15 protein-coding genes are annotated in these 20,718 nt (G+C 48.0%); 10 read left to right on the top strand and 5 right to left on the bottom strand.

What is annotated here, in order from left to right; genetic code table 11:
- Positions 1 to 122 precede the first annotated feature (122 nt).
- The 8 genes from AAKU64_RS03720 to AAKU64_RS03685 all read left to right on the top strand — a co-directional run bounded on the left by AAKU64_RS03720 (position 123) and on the right by AAKU64_RS03685 (position 10,723).
- Positions 123 to 1,133, top strand: a complete 1,011-nt coding sequence (locus AAKU64_RS03720) for an SMP-30/gluconolactonase/LRE family protein (protein WP_354334912.1) — start codon at positions 123 to 125, stop codon at positions 1,131 to 1,133.
- Between the two features lie 35 nt (positions 1,134 to 1,168).
- A complete protein-coding gene (locus AAKU64_RS03715; protein ID WP_354361495.1) occupies positions 1,169 to 2,143 on the top strand; it encodes an arabinose ABC transporter substrate-binding protein in 975 nt (324 codons plus the stop codon).
- Between the two features lie 10 nt (positions 2,144 to 2,153).
- Positions 2,154 to 3,662 carry an L-arabinose ABC transporter ATP-binding protein AraG gene (araG, locus tag AAKU64_RS03710; protein ID WP_354334914.1) on the top strand — a complete coding sequence of 503 codons (1,509 nt, stop codon included), beginning with the start codon at positions 2,154 to 2,156 and terminating at the stop codon, positions 3,660 to 3,662.
- 71 nt (positions 3,663 to 3,733) lie between these two features.
- A complete protein-coding gene (araH, locus tag AAKU64_RS03705) occupies positions 3,734 to 4,759 on the top strand; it encodes an L-arabinose ABC transporter permease AraH (RefSeq protein WP_503012688.1) in 1,026 nt (341 codons plus the stop codon).
- A gap of 70 nt (positions 4,760 to 4,829) precedes the next feature.
- Positions 4,830 to 5,603: an SDR family oxidoreductase gene (locus AAKU64_RS03700; RefSeq protein ID WP_354334918.1), complete on the top strand. Its 774-nt coding sequence runs from the start codon at positions 4,830 to 4,832 to the stop codon at positions 5,601 to 5,603.
- Between the two features lie 17 nt (positions 5,604 to 5,620).
- Positions 5,621 to 6,565, top strand: a complete 945-nt coding sequence (locus tag AAKU64_RS03695) for a LysR substrate-binding domain-containing protein (RefSeq protein WP_354361464.1) — start codon at positions 5,621 to 5,623, stop codon at positions 6,563 to 6,565.
- A 330-nt stretch (positions 6,566 to 6,895) separates the two neighbouring features.
- Positions 6,896 to 9,526, top strand: a complete 2,631-nt coding sequence (locus AAKU64_RS03690; protein WP_354361462.1) for a TonB-dependent receptor — start codon at positions 6,896 to 6,898, stop codon at positions 9,524 to 9,526.
- A 198-nt stretch (positions 9,527 to 9,724) separates the two neighbouring features.
- The gene (locus AAKU64_RS03685; protein WP_354334924.1) at positions 9,725 to 10,723 is read left to right on the top strand and encodes a glycoside hydrolase family 53 protein; all 999 of its coding nucleotides are present in this window, start codon (positions 9,725 to 9,727) and stop codon (positions 10,721 to 10,723) included.
- Between the two features lie 73 nt (positions 10,724 to 10,796).
- Here the strand turns inward: AAKU64_RS03685 and AAKU64_RS03680 are convergent, their stop codons facing one another.
- The 4 genes from AAKU64_RS03680 to AAKU64_RS03665 form a co-directional block, all read right to left on the bottom strand.
- Positions 10,797 to 11,687: a hypothetical protein gene (locus AAKU64_RS03680; protein ID WP_354334926.1), complete on the bottom strand. Its 891-nt coding sequence runs from the start codon at positions 11,685 to 11,687 to the stop codon at positions 10,797 to 10,799.
- 489 nt (positions 11,688 to 12,176) lie between these two features.
- On the bottom strand, positions 12,177 to 12,464 hold the full coding sequence (locus AAKU64_RS03675) for an NAD(P)-binding protein (protein ID WP_354334928.1): 288 nt from the start codon (positions 12,462 to 12,464) through the stop codon (positions 12,177 to 12,179).
- A gap of 589 nt (positions 12,465 to 13,053) precedes the next feature.
- Positions 13,054 to 14,514: a M48 family metallopeptidase gene (locus AAKU64_RS03670; protein ID WP_354361460.1), complete on the bottom strand. Its 1,461-nt coding sequence runs from the start codon at positions 14,512 to 14,514 to the stop codon at positions 13,054 to 13,056.
- A 4-nt stretch (positions 14,515 to 14,518) separates the two neighbouring features.
- Positions 14,519 to 16,645, bottom strand: a complete 2,127-nt coding sequence (locus AAKU64_RS03665; RefSeq protein WP_354329939.1) for a tetratricopeptide repeat protein — start codon at positions 16,643 to 16,645, stop codon at positions 14,519 to 14,521.
- Between the two features lie 238 nt (positions 16,646 to 16,883).
- On the opposite strand from AAKU64_RS03665, the gene AAKU64_RS03660 reads away from it, so the two are divergent.
- Both AAKU64_RS03660 and AAKU64_RS03655 read left to right on the top strand, forming a co-directional pair.
- Positions 16,884 to 17,321 (top strand): hypothetical protein, encoded by a 438-nt coding sequence (locus AAKU64_RS03660; protein ID WP_354329941.1) that lies wholly within the window; start codon positions 16,884 to 16,886, stop codon positions 17,319 to 17,321.
- Positions 17,322 to 17,570: 249 nt separating this feature from the next.
- Complete coding sequence (locus tag AAKU64_RS03655) at positions 17,571 to 19,502, top strand: carbohydrate-binding module family 20 domain-containing protein (RefSeq protein WP_354329943.1); 1,932 nt, start codon at positions 17,571 to 17,573, stop codon at positions 19,500 to 19,502.
- Positions 19,503 to 19,643: 141 nt separating this feature from the next.
- Here the strand turns inward: AAKU64_RS03655 and AAKU64_RS03650 are convergent, their stop codons facing one another.
- The gene (locus tag AAKU64_RS03650; RefSeq protein ID WP_354329945.1) at positions 19,644 to 20,600 is read right to left on the bottom strand and encodes a LysR family transcriptional regulator; all 957 of its coding nucleotides are present in this window, start codon (positions 20,598 to 20,600) and stop codon (positions 19,644 to 19,646) included.
- Positions 20,601 to 20,718: the final 118 nt, after the last annotated feature.

Below are 20,718 nucleotides of genomic sequence, written 5' to 3'. Positions count from 1 at the left end.
CTTGTATCGCGTGCTTTATCGCAAATGCAGCGTCTGTCAAATTTACTACTAGCTGATGGAGTAATAAGCAGCGTAAGAAGTAAAGCGAACACAAAGCCCTTAGTCTTTGGTGCGGTCTTGTAATGTTGCGCGACTCATTACCTCAACAAGCTTCAGCGCAGAACATGCGCCTTGCATTAGCCCAAAATGCGATTTTAGGTGAAGGTTTGCAATGGAATTCAGCGCAAAGCAAATGGTGGTGGACAGATATTGATGCAGCTACTGTACACGCATGGTCACCGGGCAATCAGCAAGTACTCAATTATCGTTTGCCTGATCGTGTAGGTTCATTTGCACACTGCCGTTCTGGACGCTTATTGCTCGGTTTATCCAAGCGACTTGGTTTTGCTACGGTTCCCGAAATCCCGGCGAACGGTATGATCGGCGTACAAAATCTGGCGGTACAAGCTTTGGTCGCAGTCGATCCGGCAGAATCACGCACCCGCATCAATGATGGTCGTACCGACAGGCGAGGTTTCTTTGTATTCGGTACCTTTAACGAGGCCACTGAAAAGCGCTCGATCGCCAGTTTTTATCAATATTCGCTGCAATATGGCTTGCGCCGTCTGGCACTTCCAGCAGTGGCAATTGCAAACAGTATTTGTTTTAGCCTTGATGGTAAAACGATGTATTTCACCGACACCTTGACGCGTCGTATTCAGCAATGTGATTACGATGCTGAATCAGCCAGGGTGTCACATATCCGCTTGTTTACGCAGATGGATGATCCTCTTGCCTACCCTGACGGTTCAGTCGTCGATAAAAATGGATGCCTTTGGAATGCCCAATGGGGTGCTGCCAGCATTGTGCAATATTCGCCTGCTGGCGAACTCATACAGCGTATCCATGTTCCTGTAAAAAATCCAACTTGTCCTGCTTTTGGCGGTGTTAATAGCGACCAGTTAATGGTGACGACTTCCCGCAAAGATATGAGCGCAAAAGAATTAGCAAGTATGCCGGCAGCGGGTAGTCTGTTCTCTCTTCAATTGGATGATCGTATCGGGATTGAAGACAGCCTGTTTGACGATAGCTCTGAGGCGATGAGCATCATTTCCACCAAAACAAAAACCAAAACTAAAGCGAGACAATCATGATTCAAAATTTGAAATTTGCTTTCCGGCCTCGCGTCATGATCAGCGCATTGGCGATGACTCTTTGTAACTTGAGCGTTGTGCCAGCAGCGTCTGCGGCAGAGCCGGTAAAAATAGGATTTTTGGTCAAGCAAGCCGAAGAGCCATGGTTTCAGGATGAGTGGCGTTTTGCTGAACAGGCTGCACATGAAAAAGGCTTCACCCTGGTCAAGATCGGTGTTCCGAATGGTGAAAAAATGATTGCCGCGATTGATAATCTGGCCGCCCAAAAAGCCCAGGGATTTGTGATTTGCGCACCAGATGTCAAGCTCGGAATCGCGGTTGAACGCGCTGCTAAACGCAATGGACTGAAAGCCATGTCCGTGGACGATCAGCTGGTTGACGGCAGTGGTAAGCCGATATCCTCAATTCCGCACATGGGTATTTCAGCTTACGAGATCGGCAAGCAAGTTGGTCTGGGCTTAGTCGATGAGATGAAAGTAAGAGGCTGGAAAATGACTGAAGTGGGTGCGATGCGCCTGGCCTTTGATCAATTACCCACTGCTCGTGAACGTACTCAAGGTGCAGTAGATGCATTGAAGGCGGCGGGTTTTCCTGTGGCTAATATTGTCGATGCGACGCAAGCGAAGACAGATACCGAGAGTGCTTTTAATGCGGCAAATATCGCCCTGACCAAGCATGCACAATTTAAACATTGGGTCGTATTTGACATGAATGATGAAGCCGTACTAGGCACCATACGCGCCACAGAAGGCCGTGGCTTACGTAGCGATGCGGTCATAGGCATAGGCATAGGTGGCAGTAAGACTGCCCTGAATGAATTTGCCAAACCAAGTCCTACAGGTTTTTATGGCACGGTCTTGATCAGTCCCAAACGTCATGGTTATGAGACCGCAATGAATATGTATAAATGGATCACTGAAAACAAGGTACCAGCAGCCGTGACGCTGACCACAGGCACTTTAATGACTCGGGTTAACCAGACCGAAGTCCGCGCTCAGTTTGGGCTTTAAGGTGTCACACGTGAAATCTGCTTATCTTCAATTTAATCAGGTCTGCAAGAACTTCCCGGGTGTAAAGGCACTAAAGGGCGTCAGTTTTGATGCGCACGCCGGTACCGTGCATGGCTTACTGGGTGAAAACGGCGCGGGAAAATCGACCCTGCTAAAAATCTTAGGCGGGCAATACCGTCCTGATGGTGGTCGTTTGATAGTAGATGGTCAGGAATGTCAATTTCATTCTGCTGCTGATTCTATCGCCGCCGGTATCGCCATCATTCATCAGGAATTGCAATACGTACCAGAGCTGACTGTTGCTGAAAACGTACTACTGGGACATCTGCCACAAAAATTTGGTTTTGTTAACAAGCGCGAAGCCCGGCGCATAGTTGCGGAACGTTTGAGTGCTATCGGTGTTGATCTGGATCCAGGTGCCAGACTGGCTGATTTATCGATTGCCCAGCGTCAGATGGTAGAAATTTGCAAAGCAGTTTTACAAGATGCAAAGGTCATTGCTTTTGACGAGCCTACCAGTAGTTTGTCGCATCGGGAAACTGAGATCTTGTTCCGGCTGATACGCAATTTGCGTGCGGCGGGCAATGTCATTATCTATATTTCCCATCGTTTAGAAGAGCTTTATGCACTCTGTGATAGTTGCACGATCTTCAGAGACGGGCGAAAAATTGTTACCCATCCTGTCATGGCAAATGTGCCAAAAGATGTACTCATCAATGACATGGTCGGCCGCGAATTGCAGGATATTTACGATTATCGGCCACGCAAAATGGGCGCGCCGCGTCTGGTAGTCAGCGGGCTCAAAGATAGCCGCTCAGCTGAGGGCGCTAATTTTAGTGTGCGCAGTGGTGAGGTGCTCGGCTTTTTTGGGCTGGTTGGTGCTGGTCGTAGCAAATTAATGCGCTTACTTTACGGCGCTGACAAACGCTCTGCAGATTCTCATGTAGAGCTGGATGGCAAACAAGTTTCTGCACTCGGACCGGCTGCTGCAATTAAAGCCGGTATCGTATTGTGCCCCGAAGACAGAAAAGAGCAGGGCATATTGGCGGAAGCATCGGTTGCTGAAAATATCAATATCAGTTGCCGTCGCAATGACTTACTAGGTGGATTATTTTTACGCCACAAGCGAGAAGCTGAGCTGGCTGACCGCTTTATTCAAAGACTAAAAATCAAGACGCCGGGTCGTGAGCAGGAAATTCGTTTTCTGTCAGGTGGCAATCAGCAGAAAGTGATCCTGGCACGCTGGCTGGCAGAACCAGATTTGAAAGTGTTGATACTTGATGAACCCACACGCGGTATCGACGTCGGCGCAAAAAATGAAATTTATCGGATTATCCATGACGTCGCTGAACGTGGCTGTTGCGTCATTGTCGTATCAAGCGAGTTACCTGAGATTTTAGGTATCGCGGATCGTGTTCTGGTTATGCGCGAAGGTCGCATCAGCGGCGAACTTGATCGCGCACATGCGAGTGAAACAGCCGTACTCAGTCTGGCACTGCCAGACATGCAAGTAAGTTAGAACTAAGTTAGAACTAAGTTAAAAGTACGTTAAATTTAATTAGGATTATTTATATGACTTCCCACAGCACTATGTCGGCAGATAGTAAGACAGTGCCAGACCTACAAGAATCGCAAGCTGCCTCAAATTCAGCTTCGAGTTCCGTTTCAAACGCAGCTTCACATAAAACCCATTGGGTGGCGCAGCAGAGTATGCCTATTTTGTACGCACTATTATTTTGCGTGCTCTCGTTCACGGTAGAGAATTTCTTTTCTACTACCAATATCGTTGGACTGATGTTGTCGGTGGCGCAAATCGGCATGGTGTCGTGCACCATGATGATGTGCCTTGCCTCACGTGATTTTGATTTGTCGATTGGTTCTACCATCGCTTTTTCTGGTGTATTGGGTGCGATTATTCTGGAGCATACACAAAGCGTGTTGCTAGCCGTTGGTGGTGGTTTGGTGGCAGGTGCGCTGATCGGCGCTGGTAATGGCGTGTTGATTGCATACCTACGTGTTAATGCCCTAATCGCCACCCTGGCAACCATGTTGATGGTGCGCGGCCTGGCTTTCATCGTATCCAAAGGGCAGGCGGTTGGTATTTCAAACGAACTCTTTATCAGCTTTGGTGATACGCGAATTTTTGGATTGCCTTTGCCAGTTCTGGTCGTGATTATTTGTTTTATCGTATTTGGCATTTTGCTTAATCAAACTGTTTTTGGCCGTAACACGCTCGCAATAGGCGGTAACCCGGAAGCCGCACGACTGGCGGGTGTGCGGGTTGAACGACTGCGCGTCTGGATATTTCTGTTGCAGGGTGTGGTGACTGCGTTGGCTGGCTTGATACTCGCTTCCAGAATCACCAGCGGGCAACCGAATTCCGCTCAAGGTTTTGAACTGGATGTTATTTCTGCCTGCGTCCTTGGTGGTGTCTCATTGCAAGGCGGTAAAGCCAAAATTTTCGGTGTGGTGATTGGCGTGCTGATCATGGGTACTGTTGAAAACGTGATGAACTTACTTGATGTCGACGCGTTTTATCAATATCTGATGCGCGGCATCATTTTGCTGGCGGCTGTTTTGTTTGATCAATTAAAGAGCAGAGGCTCTCGCTCATAAGCTCAGTTGACACAATTGAGATATCCATTCGCAAGAAGTGAATTCAACCAATATCCAAGACGAGAAAGTAATGACATTAAGATTACAGGACAAGGTAGCAATCGTGACCGGATCAACCTTGGGGATCGGTGCCGCAATAGCACGATTGTTTGTCCAGCATGGAGCGAAACTTGTTTTGAATAGCCATCGTAATGACGCTGCTGCTGCCGCGATTCAACAAGAATTGGGTAGCGAAACTACCTTGTTTGTACAAGCAGATGTGGCTGATCAAAACGCCATGCAAGTATTGGCTGAACAAGCAATCGCGCGCTTTGGAAAAATTGACATACTCATCAATAACGCCGGTATGAACGTATTTGCCGATCCGCTAGAAATGACGCAAGAACAATGGCAGCGATGTTTTTCTGTCGATCTGGACGGCGCATGGAATGCCACCCGTGCCGTATTGCCATCGATGTTGCAACAAGGAGCAGGAAGCATTGTCAATATCGCTTCTGTACATGGGCATCAAATTATTCCGGGCTGCTTCCCTTATCCAGTGGCCAAACATGCCTTAATCGGTTTAACCCGCTCTCTGGGGATAGAGTATGCAGCGCGCGGCATCAGGGTAAATTCGATTTCTCCGGGTCTCATCATGACGGAGGCGATTCAGTCCTGGTTGGAAAATTGTCCTGATCCTGATGCAGAAAGACAACGCCAGGAGGCAATATTGCCATGCCGACGTATCGGTCAGCCGGTTGAAGTCGCTTATACTGCACTCTTTCTTGCCAGTGATGAAGCGCGCTTCATCAATGCTACCGATATCTTGATTGACGGCGGCCGCTCACAGTTGTATCACGAATAATTTATCTCCCTACCATCATGAGTGACCCAGGTTCTGACCGATTTGTACGTACACATCTTAAGACCCGCCAATTGGTGTTACTGGTCGAGCTAGGGCGTCATGGCTCGATTTTGCATGTCGCCCAAGCTGCAAATCTGACGCAGCCAGCCGCATCTAAACTTTTATCTGAACTGGAATATGCATTAGGCGTGCAGCTATTTGAGCGCCTGGCTCGCGGCATCGCACCAACCTGGTATGGCGAAGTTATGATCAGGCGCGCCGGTGCAGCTTTGGCCGAAATGGATGCCGCCCATCAGGAGGTGATGGAACTCCTTTCCGAGCTAAGCGGACGAGTATCCATTGGCGCTGTCATGACGCCTTCTACCGGCTTGGTACCAAAGGCGGTCACCTTGCTAAAGTCGCGCCACGCTCGCTTAAATATTCTGATTAGTGTTGATACCAGCAAGCTGCTGATACAGCGTTTGCGTGCGGGTGAACTGGATTTGGTGGTTGGCCGGATACTCGATACCGAATCCGCCGCCGAGTTAAATTTTGAACCGCTGACAGATGAGCTACATAGTTTGATTGTACGCGCAGGGCATCCCTTGTTAAACCGCAGTAATTTGGGGCTACAAGACCTTGCCGGTGAAGCGTGGATATTGCCGCCAAGCGGAAGTATCTTAAGAGACAGACTGACTGCGTTATTTTTATCCCGTGGGCTAGATCAGCCAGCAGAAACGGTAGAAACCATCGCCTTGCCGGTAATCACCAGCCTGTTATTGGGTAGCGATATGCTGGTGGCTCTGCCAAAGCAAATTGTGCAGACCTATCTGGATTCTGGCCTGCTGGCGGTGTTGCCTTATGAGCTTGGCTTGCGTATGGATTTGTATGGAATTGTCACCCGAAAACAACACCGCTTGTCGCCCGGCGCGCAGGCGATGCTCGACACTCTACGTGAAGTCGCTACAAAATCCCCTAGCTAAATACCTCGTATGTGCAGGCAATATATGGCTTTGCGGCGATGTGCTGCCTTTAAAAAGCGATGCCGAAATGATGTATATCAAATCCGCATAGCGTTTCGTAAATAAAGCATTAGATTGCAAGTCCTCCACACAATACGATCAATCTATGCTCATGAAAAATGAGTTAAATAAAATTCCAGACTGAACGCAAAGTAGTGAGAGTAGAGCAGTGCATCTTGTGTGCTCTGTGATGAATTTCTGCTCTGGCAGTAACACTCCCTTACTTTTAAAAAATCGTCATGGAATATGCCACCGGTAGTGTGGCTTCACTATAAAAAAGACGGAGACAATATGCAGCAGAAAAAACTTAGTTGGCTGATTCATGCCATGTTCATTCTTCCTACAGCCAGCGGTATCGTCTGGGCGCAAGAAACACCTACCCCGGCATCGACAAGCACATCTGCAAGTACGGGCGGTTCAGAATTTCAACAGGTGACAGTGACTGGCATACGCGCCTCAGTGCGCAGCGCCCTGGCTTCTAAAGAAGCATCAAACAGCATCATAGAAAGCATCGCGTCCGAAGACATCGGCAAATTGCCAGACACGACGATTGCTGAATCGTTAGCGCGTCTGCCAGGTCTGTCATCAGGCTTAGATCGGGGAAATTCCAGTCAGATTGTTGCCCGTGGCCTGGGGCCGCGCTTTATCGGCGCCACCTTAAATGGCCGTGAACTAGCGACTTCCGAACCGGCTCGCGCAGTGCGCTTTGAGCAATTCCCTTCCGAGTCCTTAAGTGGCGCAACGGTCTATAAAACACAATCGGCAGAACTGGTCGAAGGCGGCATAGCAACTACGATCGATTTGCTCACCGTACAACCGCTCAAATTCAAAGAGAGACAATTCTCGCTGAAAGCAGATGCGTTGTATTACCCGATGGGAAATCAGATCCCAGGCTCGACTACCACTGCACCAAGATTGGGTGGTATCTACATTGACCAGTTCAATAATAATACTTTAGGTGTTGCTCTGGCTTTCAGTTACCAAGATCAGCCTTCATTGCAAAAAAATATCAGGCATTGGGGTTTTAACGAAGATCATTCCGCCGATTTGAATGGTGATGGCAAAGTCGATAAAACTCCCTGGGGTTTTCAAGACGAAGCCAGGCATGGCAAAGATAAGCGCTCTAGTGCGCTAGGCAAGGTGGAATGGAAAGCTAGTCCGGATGCCTTTATCACAGGCGATGTCTACTACGCAAAATCTGCTATTGATGAACGCGGACAACAACACTGGACCGGCGATCTCGGAAACTGGAACGGCTATCAGAACGCAAACTACAGCAATCTGGATATCCGTAACGGCTACGTGGTTGGTGCTAGCGTAAAAGATGTCGGTGTGACGAATAATGATTTTGTATGGGTACAAGATACCAGCACACTAGCGGGCGGACTTAATGGCAAATTCAATGTCGGTGACTGGAAGTTAGAAGCCGATCTGTCCACATCCAGAGCCGAACGTAGCAGCCAGTGGCGTGATTTACGTCAATATTCCAAGGCAAACGGTACGATTAGCTGGGCATTCACCGGTGATGAAAATCAAACCTATTCTTTTGGTCAGGACACCGGCAATCCAGCCAATTTTGGCTCACCCACTATGTACGTTGATACCGACGGCCATTTAAAAGACACCCTCAATGCCGTACATATCAACGGCTCGCGCTCTGTAGAATTTGGCACCGTCACAAAAATCAAATTCGGCGCCCGTTTTACCGATAGGGAAAAGGCTTATCACCAAACTACCTGGAATGTCTCACCCAACGGCAGCCTACCTGATTCTGCTTACGAAACTATCAATGTTAATGGCATGCCTGCCTTTATCGCGCTAAAAGATTTTTACGGTTCTGCATACAGCCTGTTTGGTGCAAACGTTTTTGACGCTAACGGACGTACACAAACGCAAAACGATTTGTTATCCGGCTGGAACGTTAAAGAACGTAGTTCCTCTCTTTATGCCCAGGCAGATTTAGACGGGACAATGGGCAACATGCCTTACCGCGGCAATGCCGGCATTCGTGTAGTACGCACCAATCAGACCGGTGCTGGTATGCAGTCCATCAACGGTGCTGCACCTACACCAGTGGAGGGTGGCACGACTTACACAGAAGTTTTGCCTAGTTTGAATTTGATTTTCTCTATGGATAGTAAACAAGAAAAACAAATTCGCCTCGGGATTGCCCGCGCAATGTCACGTGCGCCTTTGGATGAAATGCGTGCGTCACGCAATCTGAACGTGGACTCAAATCCAGCACAGCCTTTGACCGGCAGCGCAGGTAATCCAGAACTGAAACCGATGCTGGCAGATCAGATCGATCTGGCCTATCAATGGTATTTTGGAAAAGGTTCGTTAATCTCTACCGGCTTGTTCTACAAGAAAATTAGCCGGTATATCGGCATTACTCAAGACTCCACCACGATTGATGGGCGTGCCGCATTGATTACCCGCTCCGTCAACGGTACCGGTGGCAATGTCAAAGGGATAGAACTGGTATATCAGCAAGCGTTCACCGAATTGCCAGCACCTTTTGATGGCTTGGGTGTCTCTAGCAACTACACCTATACCACCAGTGACATTAAAGAAAATATGCCTGTAGGGAATCCGTTTCCTATCGAGGGTTTAATGAAGAGTAACGGCGGCGTCACTCTTTGGTATGAAAAAGCCGGATACGAGGCACGCATCTCCGCGAATTATCACAGTGCGTTCGTTCGTAACCCGACCTGGACGGCAGGACAACTGATCCTGAACGAAGCCGAAACTTATGTCACTCTCAATCTGGCAAAACAAATTACGCCCCAGTTACAACTCAGATTTGGGGTTGATAATCTGACCAACCAAAAGGTCGTCTACACCAGCGCCAATAATCCATATCAACAAGAAGTCACCGAGTTTGGACGGCGTTTCAATCTTGGTTTGTCATACAAGATGTAAATCAAAAACGGAGCTAATTATTTAGCTCCGTTTTTTTATATCCACTGTTTTATGGCAACCCAGCACGGATGTATTTCTTGCATGCGCCTGACGGTAGCAATGCCGTTATCAATATTATTATCAATGTAGTTAATCGGTTCTAAAAAGAGGCGGATACACCGCACATCAGAACTTTTTTCATCAATAGGAGACAACATCATGATGAACAAAACGATTTATCGTTCAATAGCAGCCTCAGCCTTATTGTTGGCATCAATTTTTTCATGGAATACACAAGCGGCCAGTTTTGCCAATGGTGCAGATATCAGTTGGGTCAACCAGCAAGAAGCCAGCGGCTATGTTTTTCATGACAGCAGTGGCAATGCGACTGACCCCTTTGTGTTGCTCAAAAATATCGGCGTCAATGCCATCCGCTTACGGGTTTGGGTTAACCCAGCCGGTGGCTGGTCCAATGCGGCCGACGTCTTATACAAGGCCAAGCGCGCAGCAGCACAAGGCCAGCGCATCATGATTGACTTTCATTACAGTGACACCTGGGCCGATCCCGGTCATCAGGTAAAACCTGCGGCATGGTCCAGCCATACTCTGGCTCAGCTCAACAATGATGTATATGCCCATACCCATGATGTCCTTAACTATTTTAAGAGCAACGGCATTAATGTGGAATGGGTACAAGTCGGTAACGAGATTAATTCCGGCATGTTACTCCCCACGGGAAGCACCTCTAATTTTGCACAACTGAGTGGTTTGCTCAATAGCGGATACAACGCCGTAAAAGCGGTCTACCCAAGCGCGCTCGTCGTGCTGCATTTAGCCAATGGTTACGACGACGCGATGTTCCGATGGTTTTTTGACGGCATCAAAAGTAAAGGCGCCAAATGGGACGTAATCGGGATGTCGCACTATCCACCCGTATCCGGCTGGGCTAGTTACAACACCAAAATTGCCGCTACCATGTCAGACATGGTCACCCGATATGGCAAGCCAGTAATGGTGTGCGAAGTAGGCATGGACTGGCAGCAAGCCGCAACCACAAAAAGCATGTTAAGCGACCTGATCACCAAAACCAAAGCAATGGGATCAAACGGACTAGGCGTGTTTTATTGGGAACCTGATGCTTACCCCGGCTGGCAAGGTTACACGATGGGCGCGTTGAACGCGTCCGGGCAATTTACTAAAGCACTAGATCCGTTTTAAGCTCGTTCTCCCGCTATCGCATACATTAAGATTTGTGATAGCGAGAGCAAGCATTGCCACGGCAAGATATCGTTTATTTAGTAATTGGCGCCAAATATCTAAAATCTAAAGTAACCGTAGCTCCCGTTGGGGGAATCGGCCCAAGATAGAAGTCATTGGCGTTCTTCATTTCTCTTTTACATTGAAGCAAAGCTTCAAGTTTATTTTTTTCTGTATCTTCCGCCAGCGTGCAATTTATCGTGCCCTGGGTCGACAATGCGCCATTTTCTTTGGCAACCAAAATTACTACCGTGCGGACAAAGCGTGGGACAGGTCGATTGTTCGCTGCTTTATATTTAATTTCGTAGCCAATTGCGCTAATTCCGATTTCGCACTTACCCGGCACTATTTCATCAAGAATGATGTCTTGAGTTTGGAGTCCATTTGTTACTGGATAATAAAAAGTGCGATTGAAATAAGTTGTCTCGTCTGGAATCATCGGAATCACTAGTGTATTGATCAATGATGTTACTAAAGATCTTTCGGTTCGCCAGCATCCTTCGGTATATTTTTTTATGCGCGAATCTGTGCGACCATCGCTTAGCTTCTGATTATTAAATTGCGTATAAAAGGTGATTAGTCTTACCTCTAATTCAGGTGGCGTTTTTGTAATTATCCTGACGGTTTTTTGGCCTCGGTTAGGATTTGTCGGAGCCATTTCTTCTGTTGCGCGACTTGATGCTTCAAACAAGCTCGTAGAGTCTTCTTTCATATTGGAACAGCCGCTTATAAAACTAAGGGCAATGATGATAATTGTAGTCGTTATTGTTTTCATTGATGAATCGAAGAGTTCCTGATTGCTTAGGTTCTTTGTTTTATTTAAGCCAATAATAAAGTGAGCAGCCAGCGTAGATTTTTGCTTAGTCCCACTCAACTTATGAGTTAAAAGCCCTTTTTTCTTTAAGAAAGCAGCGCTAGAATTCACTTTTATTCCCGATGACTTTCAGTAGAAACTAAATACGAAAAACGACGTTGCATTTTACTTCTTCGCTATCTCATTAAGCCGTATTCTTAATAACTGCAAAGCCGACTCGCGATTTCGATATCCGTTAAAATCTTCCTGGCACTCAACCACAATTCCTGTTGTTATATGTGTAAGCCTTACTCCGCACTTGGTGCCACTAAGTTCACGATACAATATTTGGCCTGTGCGTCTCACTCGGAAAGTTTCAATCAATAACTCTGATGTAGTAAAGTCAGTTATTGCAAACGACTCTTCAGTTCGATTTGTCAAAGTGGCTGCATTCAATTTGTCGCTATTTTTGGACATATTTCTTTTGAAAAAGTTTGATCTATTGAGATATAAAATTACTGACTTAATCTAGCCTGTATTCTCGCTGCCATCAAATAAATTTATATGTTCCGTCAATTTTGATTTTCTCAAAAATCAAAATTGACGGTGTAATCGGGAATCTTAGAATAAATTCCATATTCTCCATAAGCGGTCAAAAGTATCTGTAAAATGAGTGTGGCGGCAAATACTCCCCTCATTTGTTTGCAAATATGCCATACCGTTGTAGTCATAAATATCCAGGAAGGCATCCTGCAAACGTGCATGCGGCGATACATCTGCTTCATAGATGGTCACCCGGATTCCATTGACGTGTAAGACAAGGGCGAGTATCAACCCGCCCATACCGGCACCTACGATAATGATGTGAGAATCGACTAATGACTTCGACAAGCTGAGAGGTTTGTTCATGGTGCGTTCCAATAAGTACGGGCAAGTTGGGCAAAAGTACGACAGCTCGCAATAAAATCCGACTATTGTCGGGGAAACGCTGACCTACCTCAAACAAGTGCTGGTTGGCGTATATGGGGCAGTCTGATCGAGTGGCTTAAGAGCCAAACTCACAGAGACCGTTTTTCGCGGTGTTCGATTGGAGAAATACTACACAAGACTGCGTTTTGGTGAAATTCAAATTACTGTTACTTCAGCGTCCTTCTTGCTTGCCGTGCTTGAGTTCGCCCGGGTGTAAGTTCCTTTGTGAATGTCGGTTTTAATGTGCTCTCCAAGTCGATCGCGTAATGGGACGTAGATGTTGGTCGCATCACACGTTTTGATTGCTTAACAGTTGACGACAACAATCATTCGTCACACAGGTGCAAAGCGGAGATTCGGGCGCAACGTCGCATTTCACTCCGGTATAAATAATTGGCTTATTGTCCAAATAATCTCTGGATGATTAAAAATACTATTAACTAGTATAAATATATTATTCTGATAAATTATCTTAGCCGATCACACTGCGCATCCAAGCTTGAATCAAGTTTCTAGATCTAACTCCAAATCAAATTTTTAAGTCAAACTGCGCCAACTGTACCGACCGCAGCGAGCCGCCCAATGCTTGTTGTAACAGCTCCGCAGGTTGTATGGCTTTATCCTCACGCTGCATTACCCAGGGCTGACCTGGCGTTGCTTTGAGTTTGAAGCAACGATGGATTAGACAGGCTGCAATCCATTCTTCTAAAATGTCCAAGACATGATTACGCTTGCCTTGCGGCGATAAAAAACTCACCCCTTCTGGTTTTAATTTATCCCAAGAGTCCTCGGGACGCTGTGCCATTGTGACCAGTTCAGTGAACGCCAGTTGCTTGGGGTCCATCCAGCTACCGGCAAAACGTTGCTGGATTTGTGTTTGCAGCACCTGTTCGCCAAACGCATCCCAGTCGCTCGTCGTTAATTTGTCCGCATCAAACAAGGCATACCAGGCCGCTTCGGTAGCTTGTTCGCCACCCAATAATTCCCAGCAATGGGACAGCGGAGGAAAGCTAGGTTTGGCGCCCGGCACCAAGGCACTTACCCGCTCTTCCAATGACGGATGGGTATCAAACTCGGACGCCTTGCGGGTCTCCGCACGTTTGATCGCCACCTGCACTGCAGCGCGCTTAACACCTAGTTTGCTAAAGCGACGGAAGCCTTCAAAAATCGGCATCCGTGCGCCACGGTTGATGGCGGGACCAAGCTCATAGTCCAGATAGGTCGACCACATAGGATCAATTAGATGGACTTTTTCCAGTGCGGTGCGGGTAGCGACGATGCCGAAGGTTTTGGATGCCAGCGCATCTGCTGCAAACTCTTGCGCACGCGAGACACTGGACGACAAACGCAAAAACCATTTGCCGTAATAGCTAAATAACAGATCCAGAAAAAATAAAGAATCATCCAGATCGGTAACGGTATGCGCAATCGACATGCGGGTGCGGTATACCCAAGGTCCCAGCGACAAATCACCCGCCACAAAATGACCAAATTCATGCGCGATGACAGAACCTAATTCTTGCTCAGACAAGGTACCAAGTAAGGGCAAACCAAGGCCGACCTCTAGGGTTTTAATTTTGCCTTGCCAGTTGCGTTTGCCGCTAATGAATGCGCTGGCAGCGCCGATTAAATGGATATTTACCGGCGCTTGAATATGCAACCTGGCAGCGATTTTTTCTACCATGGCATACAGCGGCGCTGCGGTCTCGCGCGATAGTGGCTTGGCAGTGGAGGCAGTAGTTTTTTCACGTCGGCGATGGCGTAGTGAATACGCCAGACTCAAAGCCGCAAGCCCTGCCACGATGCCAGTGAACTGCAACGATGAACGGTAATGCAATTGGGCGAACGGTATCCATAACAGCCCTATCACCAGGCCGATGGCGAGCAGCCAGAAACCCAACCACAAGGCCAGCACCAGGCTAGCGCGCTGAGCAATCTGAGTCCCTTTGGTTCTGGATTTATTTATTTTGGAATTGGTTGTTGTATCCATGGGTTTAGCCTTGCCATTGATTGAGTGCGGTACTGATGACGCCATGCAGAAGATCGGTTCTAGCGGCGCGGGCGCGCAGGGCGCTGCGCTCCGCCGCTGCTAGTTGAGTATTGCGGGACCGGATCAGATAAGCGGCAGCCTGAATATCCAGTTCAATATCAAACTGCTCCAGCGAGATATCTTCACCGCGTAAATATCCTTGCAGAGCCGTTTCTTCCGTTTTTGATAAATGTAAAATCCCTTGCAACTTGGTGAGCAATACTTTGTCGTTGGTACGCACAGCCTCGCCATACAGCAGGGTGAGCTGGTCAGTTCCTAAACTGCTTATCTGGTTGCGGCTGAGATCGCGCGCTATGGTGAGGGCGGTCGCTGGCGCATTGCGCAAAGCCATTGCTAATTTGATTTCTGGAAGTAGGGCGTTTTGCGGCAATGTCACGGGCAAGCCAGCACGCACCCGATAAAAATCCAAGGCTTTAAGATTTTGCTCATCACCCGGCAAGGCTTTCAGGTAGATCTCAGGATCAGCGCCAAAATAACGGGCGACTAAGCCGAAGTCTGCTGCATGTCCGGCACGGTTATCTGCCACCTTGTCACGTACCGCCGCATTGAGTAAATTCATCGCCTCAAAGCCACGACGCAAAGCGACCTTTATGCGGACTTCAACATCCAGCAAACGCGCTGCATCGCTAGGGGATAACTTATGCAGCCGCGTGATGTCATTGTTTGCGCCCTGATAGTCACCATGCGCCGCTTTGCGCCAGACCAGACTACGCAGGATATTGGGATCTTGAGGGAATTTTTGCGCCAGGTTCTGCATCGCATTAATTCCCTCATCGCCAGACTGTAAAGAGGCAAACAAATATTGTGCATTGGCGGAGTCGGGTTGCTGTTTTGCGCGTTCTCCATATTCACTTAACAAAGCCTCGTGCTGACCAGCTGCTTCACGAATATTTTGCACCATGCGCTCGTACACCATATCGCCTGGTTTGGCTTGCATGATACGGCCAGCAACTCGCATAGCCTCTGCGTTAGACACACTCTGCGCAGTCACAATCGCGGCGCTGGAGTAGCGTATGTCCCAGTCATGCAGTTGTGCCAATGCTTCGGTCGCTCTGGCAATCTCTTTTTCTAAACCATGATCCATCGCGTAGTTGATGCAAGCAAGCACGCCTGGCGTCTTGTCGCTGGTGGCGACGGTCAGATGATTAATGCTGATGCTGGATTCATGCTTACTCATGCTCATGGTTTTTGGCGGCTCTTCAAATGCGTATTTGACGTTGCTCAGTTCAATAAAACGCTTGCCGCAATACACTATCTGGCTGCCTTGATTTTCAGGATTCTCGGGGGCGACTTTGCTGTACACGATCGTGTTTAGCAGCAGCGGTGCAGCGCCTGCGATGTTCCAGATACTGTAACTGTCGCTGCTATTGAGGGTTTCATCAAATTGATCGATCACGCCAGCCGCTTCAGCCGCTTTGGCGGAATTGGTCGCAGTTGCGGTGCCGTGAATTTTTCCTGCTTTCAGATTGATCGTGGCTCTGCCCTGAGCCGGCAACGTGATGGTCTGATGATCAAAATTGACTGTCAGCGGCACATCAAAGCCATTTAGCAACAGCAGGTCTTGCGAGTTAGATTCGTGATAGCTATGCGCCGCGCCAGACAGCACCAACACCACCGCGCTCAATGCCAGACCGCGTGTGTACAGCCAGCCTAAAATCCCCAGCGGCGCACGGGCGTAAATTTGCCATTTGCGTGCCCCTGTACTTTTGACGACATACGCACCGAGCGGTATCAGCGGGATCACAAACAAAATGACAAACGCATGCAAAGCAATATAGCTATCGTCCAGATCCTTTTCTGCCTTGCCAACAAATCCAAAGCCGACCGAGTTGATATTGCCCAGCGACGGTGTCCCTCTGAGTGGCTTGGCAAACAAACGCCGTTCACTGGTCAGCAGACGCAGGACATCGACATGTTCTGGCAGACGGCGGAATAACTTCGCCAACACCAGCGCCCGATATACTTTGAACGGATCGCCACTCTCAATCGCCCGGCTAATTTTTGGGTCATCAACTAAGGACTGCAACTCCGGTATGCGTTGCAGTAATTGAGCGGGATCAGATATCGACATTGGCGTTGATGTAAGAGTCTAGGGTGAGAGAGCGAAAACGTGAGCGAAAACGAGTATAGCAGCAGGTTTATTGTTCAAAAGCACTAAATTGGGCTTGTTGCAGGAATACCTGATTGTGACGGGAGTAAGCTTATTAATTCTTATGCGTTTTATCAACCGACCTCTCTACGGTAATTCGATCGCGCCAATACTTGGATAAAATGTTCACAACTCACATAAAAAATTAAATGAATAAATGATGAATTTCAAACTCGCGATTTCGCGTCTTCCGTTTCAATGGAGTATTTTTATAAATTTTGGTTTGTTTTGTGCTGCCAAATTTCTCTTGGATAAATTCGACTTTCATTTACCAAATAATGTAGCTTCAATAGTATTGCCGCTTACTGTTGGCGTTCTATCTGTAATGGAGATATTTTTTTCCATGTTTATTAAGCGGCCTCAAATAAGTATTTGTATCTCTATCCTTCTCACTAGCGTTTTGTTTTGTCTTATCCCATTCGGGATAATTTTAGCGACCGATTTAGAGATGGAAATGATATTTCAAATAGTTAAAATCTCTCTAGTAATTGCCATCGGCGGCGGCATCTTGAATTGGCTTATCTATAAAGCGGTTAAGCGTAATAATTCTCACTCGGTAAATGTAGCTGAGTTACAAAATCCAAAGTACTTTGGTTGATTTTTCTCAAAAAATGAGGTTTTACCTATTAAGCAAATGTAGTTATGCTACATTAATAATCGGAAGTAGCTCTCATCCCTTAGCATAATTATCTCTGCTGTCTTCCAGGCTGTACATGCTGGCATGGTCTTTTGCTACGCATTTTTGTTACCCATTTGCCTTACACCGCAAGCTGCACTCCGCATAGACGGCTGGCATGGCGCGGCGCATTTTGGGACTTTCCAAACCTTAAAAAATAACGGAGTAGACATGAAAGTAGATTCACGCGTTAAATCGACAAGTCGTCATCAACATACACCCGCATTGCGCCGCCTGTTTGGTCGCAGTGTGTTGGCAAGTTCCATTGCCTTTGGCATGCTGGGTGCATCGTTGCCAGCGCAAGCGGCTAACTTTAATCCGGCTGATACCTCGGTGCAGATGTTTCATTGGCGTTGGAATGATATTGCTAAAGAATGTACAAACTGGCTGGGTCCGCAAGGTTATGGTGGCGTGCAGATATCGCCGCCACATGCATCTGCCAATCTGAATACCTGGTACGACATTTATCAGCCGGTGAACTTTACCGCGCTGAAAAGTAATATGGGTACGGAGGCAGAATTTCAGTCCATGATCAACACCTGTCATGCAGCAAAAGTGCGGATTTATGCAGATGTGGTGGTGAATCATATGGCGGCCGGATCGGGTACGGGTTCGGACGGATCGACCTGGAATTCGACTAGCTTGCAATACCCTAACTTTGGGACAAACGACTTCCATCCGGCATGTGATATTCAAGATAGCGACTACAACAATAATCGCAACAACGTCATCGTTTGTCGCCTGGTTGGACTACCGGATTTAAAAACGGAAGGTACGTATGTACGCGGACAGGTCAAAAATTATCTGACCAAATTGTTGGGCATGGGCGTCGATGGTTTCCGCTTCGATGCGGCTAAACATATGGCACCCGCTGACTTGCAGGCATTTGTTACTAGCGTCTCTAGCACGACTTCTGCTGGCGAGCCAGTTTGGGTAACGCAGGAGATTATTGCGGACGGTACCGTCAACCGTGCTGACTATTTTTCGGCGGGTACCATCAATGAATTTAAGTTTGCTGCGGCCATGCGTGAGACTTTCCGGTCTACCAATGGCAATCAACTTTCTCAAATCCGTACTTATATGGGCACTCCGGGCAATTGGGGCGGCACATGGGGATTTGTGGATAGTTCTAAAGCCACTGTCTTTGTAAATAATTGGGACACAGAGCGCAACGGTGATTCAATGAATGCCAGCAATTTCACCGGTGTGACGAATGATACGCAGGGGACAAAACGCTACGATCTAGCGAATATTTTCATGCTAGCCTGGCCGTATGGGCATGCGCAAATTCACTCGGGCTTCCGCTTTAGTAATAAGGATCAGAATGCGCCAAGTGCCAGTCCGTTTGATGCAAGTGGTAATCCCAAAATTAATGTCGATTGGGATTTTATTCATCGCTGGTCTGATATCGCTAACATGGTGGCTTTTCGCGCCGCTACATCTGGTCAGGGTGTGGGTAATTTCACCAATGGCACGATTAATCAGATTGCGTTTAGCCGTGGCGCGAATGGTTTTGTGGCGATCAATAATGATGCCTCAGCATGGAATGCATCATTCCAAACCGGTTTAGCGGCGGGCACTTATTGCAACGTCGTACATGGCCAGTTGAACGCCGCTAAAACGGCATGTACCAGTGACAGCGTTGTTGTCGGCAGCAATGGAATTGCGACCGTCAGCATTGCGGCAAATGGTGGTTCTACCGTACCCGCCGTGGCTTTGCATATTAACCAAAAAATCACAGGCACTGGCGGTGGTGGCACAGGTGGCGGAACAACCTGCACAACGGTAAGCGTCAAGTTTCGCGTGGCCAACGCTAATACCGTTGTTGGCCAAAATGTCTATGTATTGGGCAACCGAAATGAGCTGAGTAATTGGATGCCAGCGACCAGTATGACAATTGAGGGAAGTGGTGCTAACGTGCCTTGGTCGCAAACTATCCAGTTGCCGCCATCAACGGCGATTCAATATAAATTTATGAAACACGGCGCAGTAGCTGATGTGTGGGAAAGCAATCAATCCACCACTAGCGGCAATCGTGAAGCTGTCACGCCAGCTTGTGGCGCGGCGACTTTAGTGCTGGATGCAGGTAACTTTAAGTTTTAATGATCTGCGCTGAGCTAGTATTTTTGTTTGAATACTCGCTCAGCGTATTCTGAAAATTATTTAAATTAGCCATCACCCTTAATCCATTTTTTGCGGTGGTGGCGACATTAATAAGCAAAACAATCTCAGCTTATTTCAGCATTAGACAAGCGCTTTATTGGCAGATTTTCTTGCGCTGATTTGTGTCTCCATTGCCTGGCAGCCGGACCCGGAAAAATGGGCTTGTAGCGCATCCAAAAACACCCGTGTTCTGGCTGGCATTAAGCGCCTTCCGGGGAAAACTGCCCATGCAGTGACGGAGGGCATCTGCCAGTCACACAGCACCTGGACTAACTCGCCTTTCTTGATCATGTCTTCTGCAAAATAATCAGACAGCATCGTAATCCCCGCGCCTGATCGTGCCAGTCGTACCAGCGCATCTGGCGAATTAGCAATCGCCCGTGCGGGCGGCGAGCCTTTCCAGCTTTCTTCACCACGGATAAATGACCAGACGGCAGGCTCGCCATTACGCGTCAATATGCGCAGGCAATCATGTTCCATCAAGGCCTCCGGCTCGTGCGGTATTCCGCACTTTTCCAGATAGCTGGGCGCCGCATACAGGCCGACCGTAGCGACCAGCAAACGACGTGCAGCAAGAGTGGCGTCGTCGGGTAAATCTCCCATGCGGATTGCAACATCAAAATTCTCACTGATCAGATCAACCCGTCGTGCGGATAAATCGAGCTCTAATGAGATCGCCGGATAAGTCGCAATAAAATCCGCCAGCAAGTTGGCCAGCACATCGTTCGCAAAATCATTCGGCATCGATACCCGCAAGCGCCCGCTGGGCTGCACTTGCCGGTGCTGTGCTAAGGCCATGGTCGATTCCACCTCTGCCGTCACCTGATGCGCATGTGCTAAAACGGCATGCCCAAAATCCGTCACGCTCAGTTTGCGGGTGGTGCGCAATAACAGGCGCTCGCCCAATTGCGATTCCAGTTCCGTGATCCGGCGCGACAAGGTGGATTTGGGCAAGCCCAAACGCTCGGCGGCGCGACTAAAGCTACCTTCATCCACCACACGGGCAAATAGCAGTAAATCATTGGCTTCCAGGCTCATGCTGATCTTTCATTGGAGGTGGTGGTGGCTGAAGGGCGTTAACGGGGTTTGATTTTGCGTTGTTTGCATCCGATTGTACTTTATTGTTCCATTATCGGCACAATGATATCCAAATTAA

The organism is Undibacterium sp. GrIS 1.8, assembly GCF_040544445.1.
Taxonomy (GTDB): domain Bacteria; phylum Pseudomonadota; class Gammaproteobacteria; order Burkholderiales; family Burkholderiaceae_D; genus Undibacterium.
Note: the sequence above shows the minus strand (reverse complement) of the source record. Positions and strands in the feature narration are given on the sequence as shown.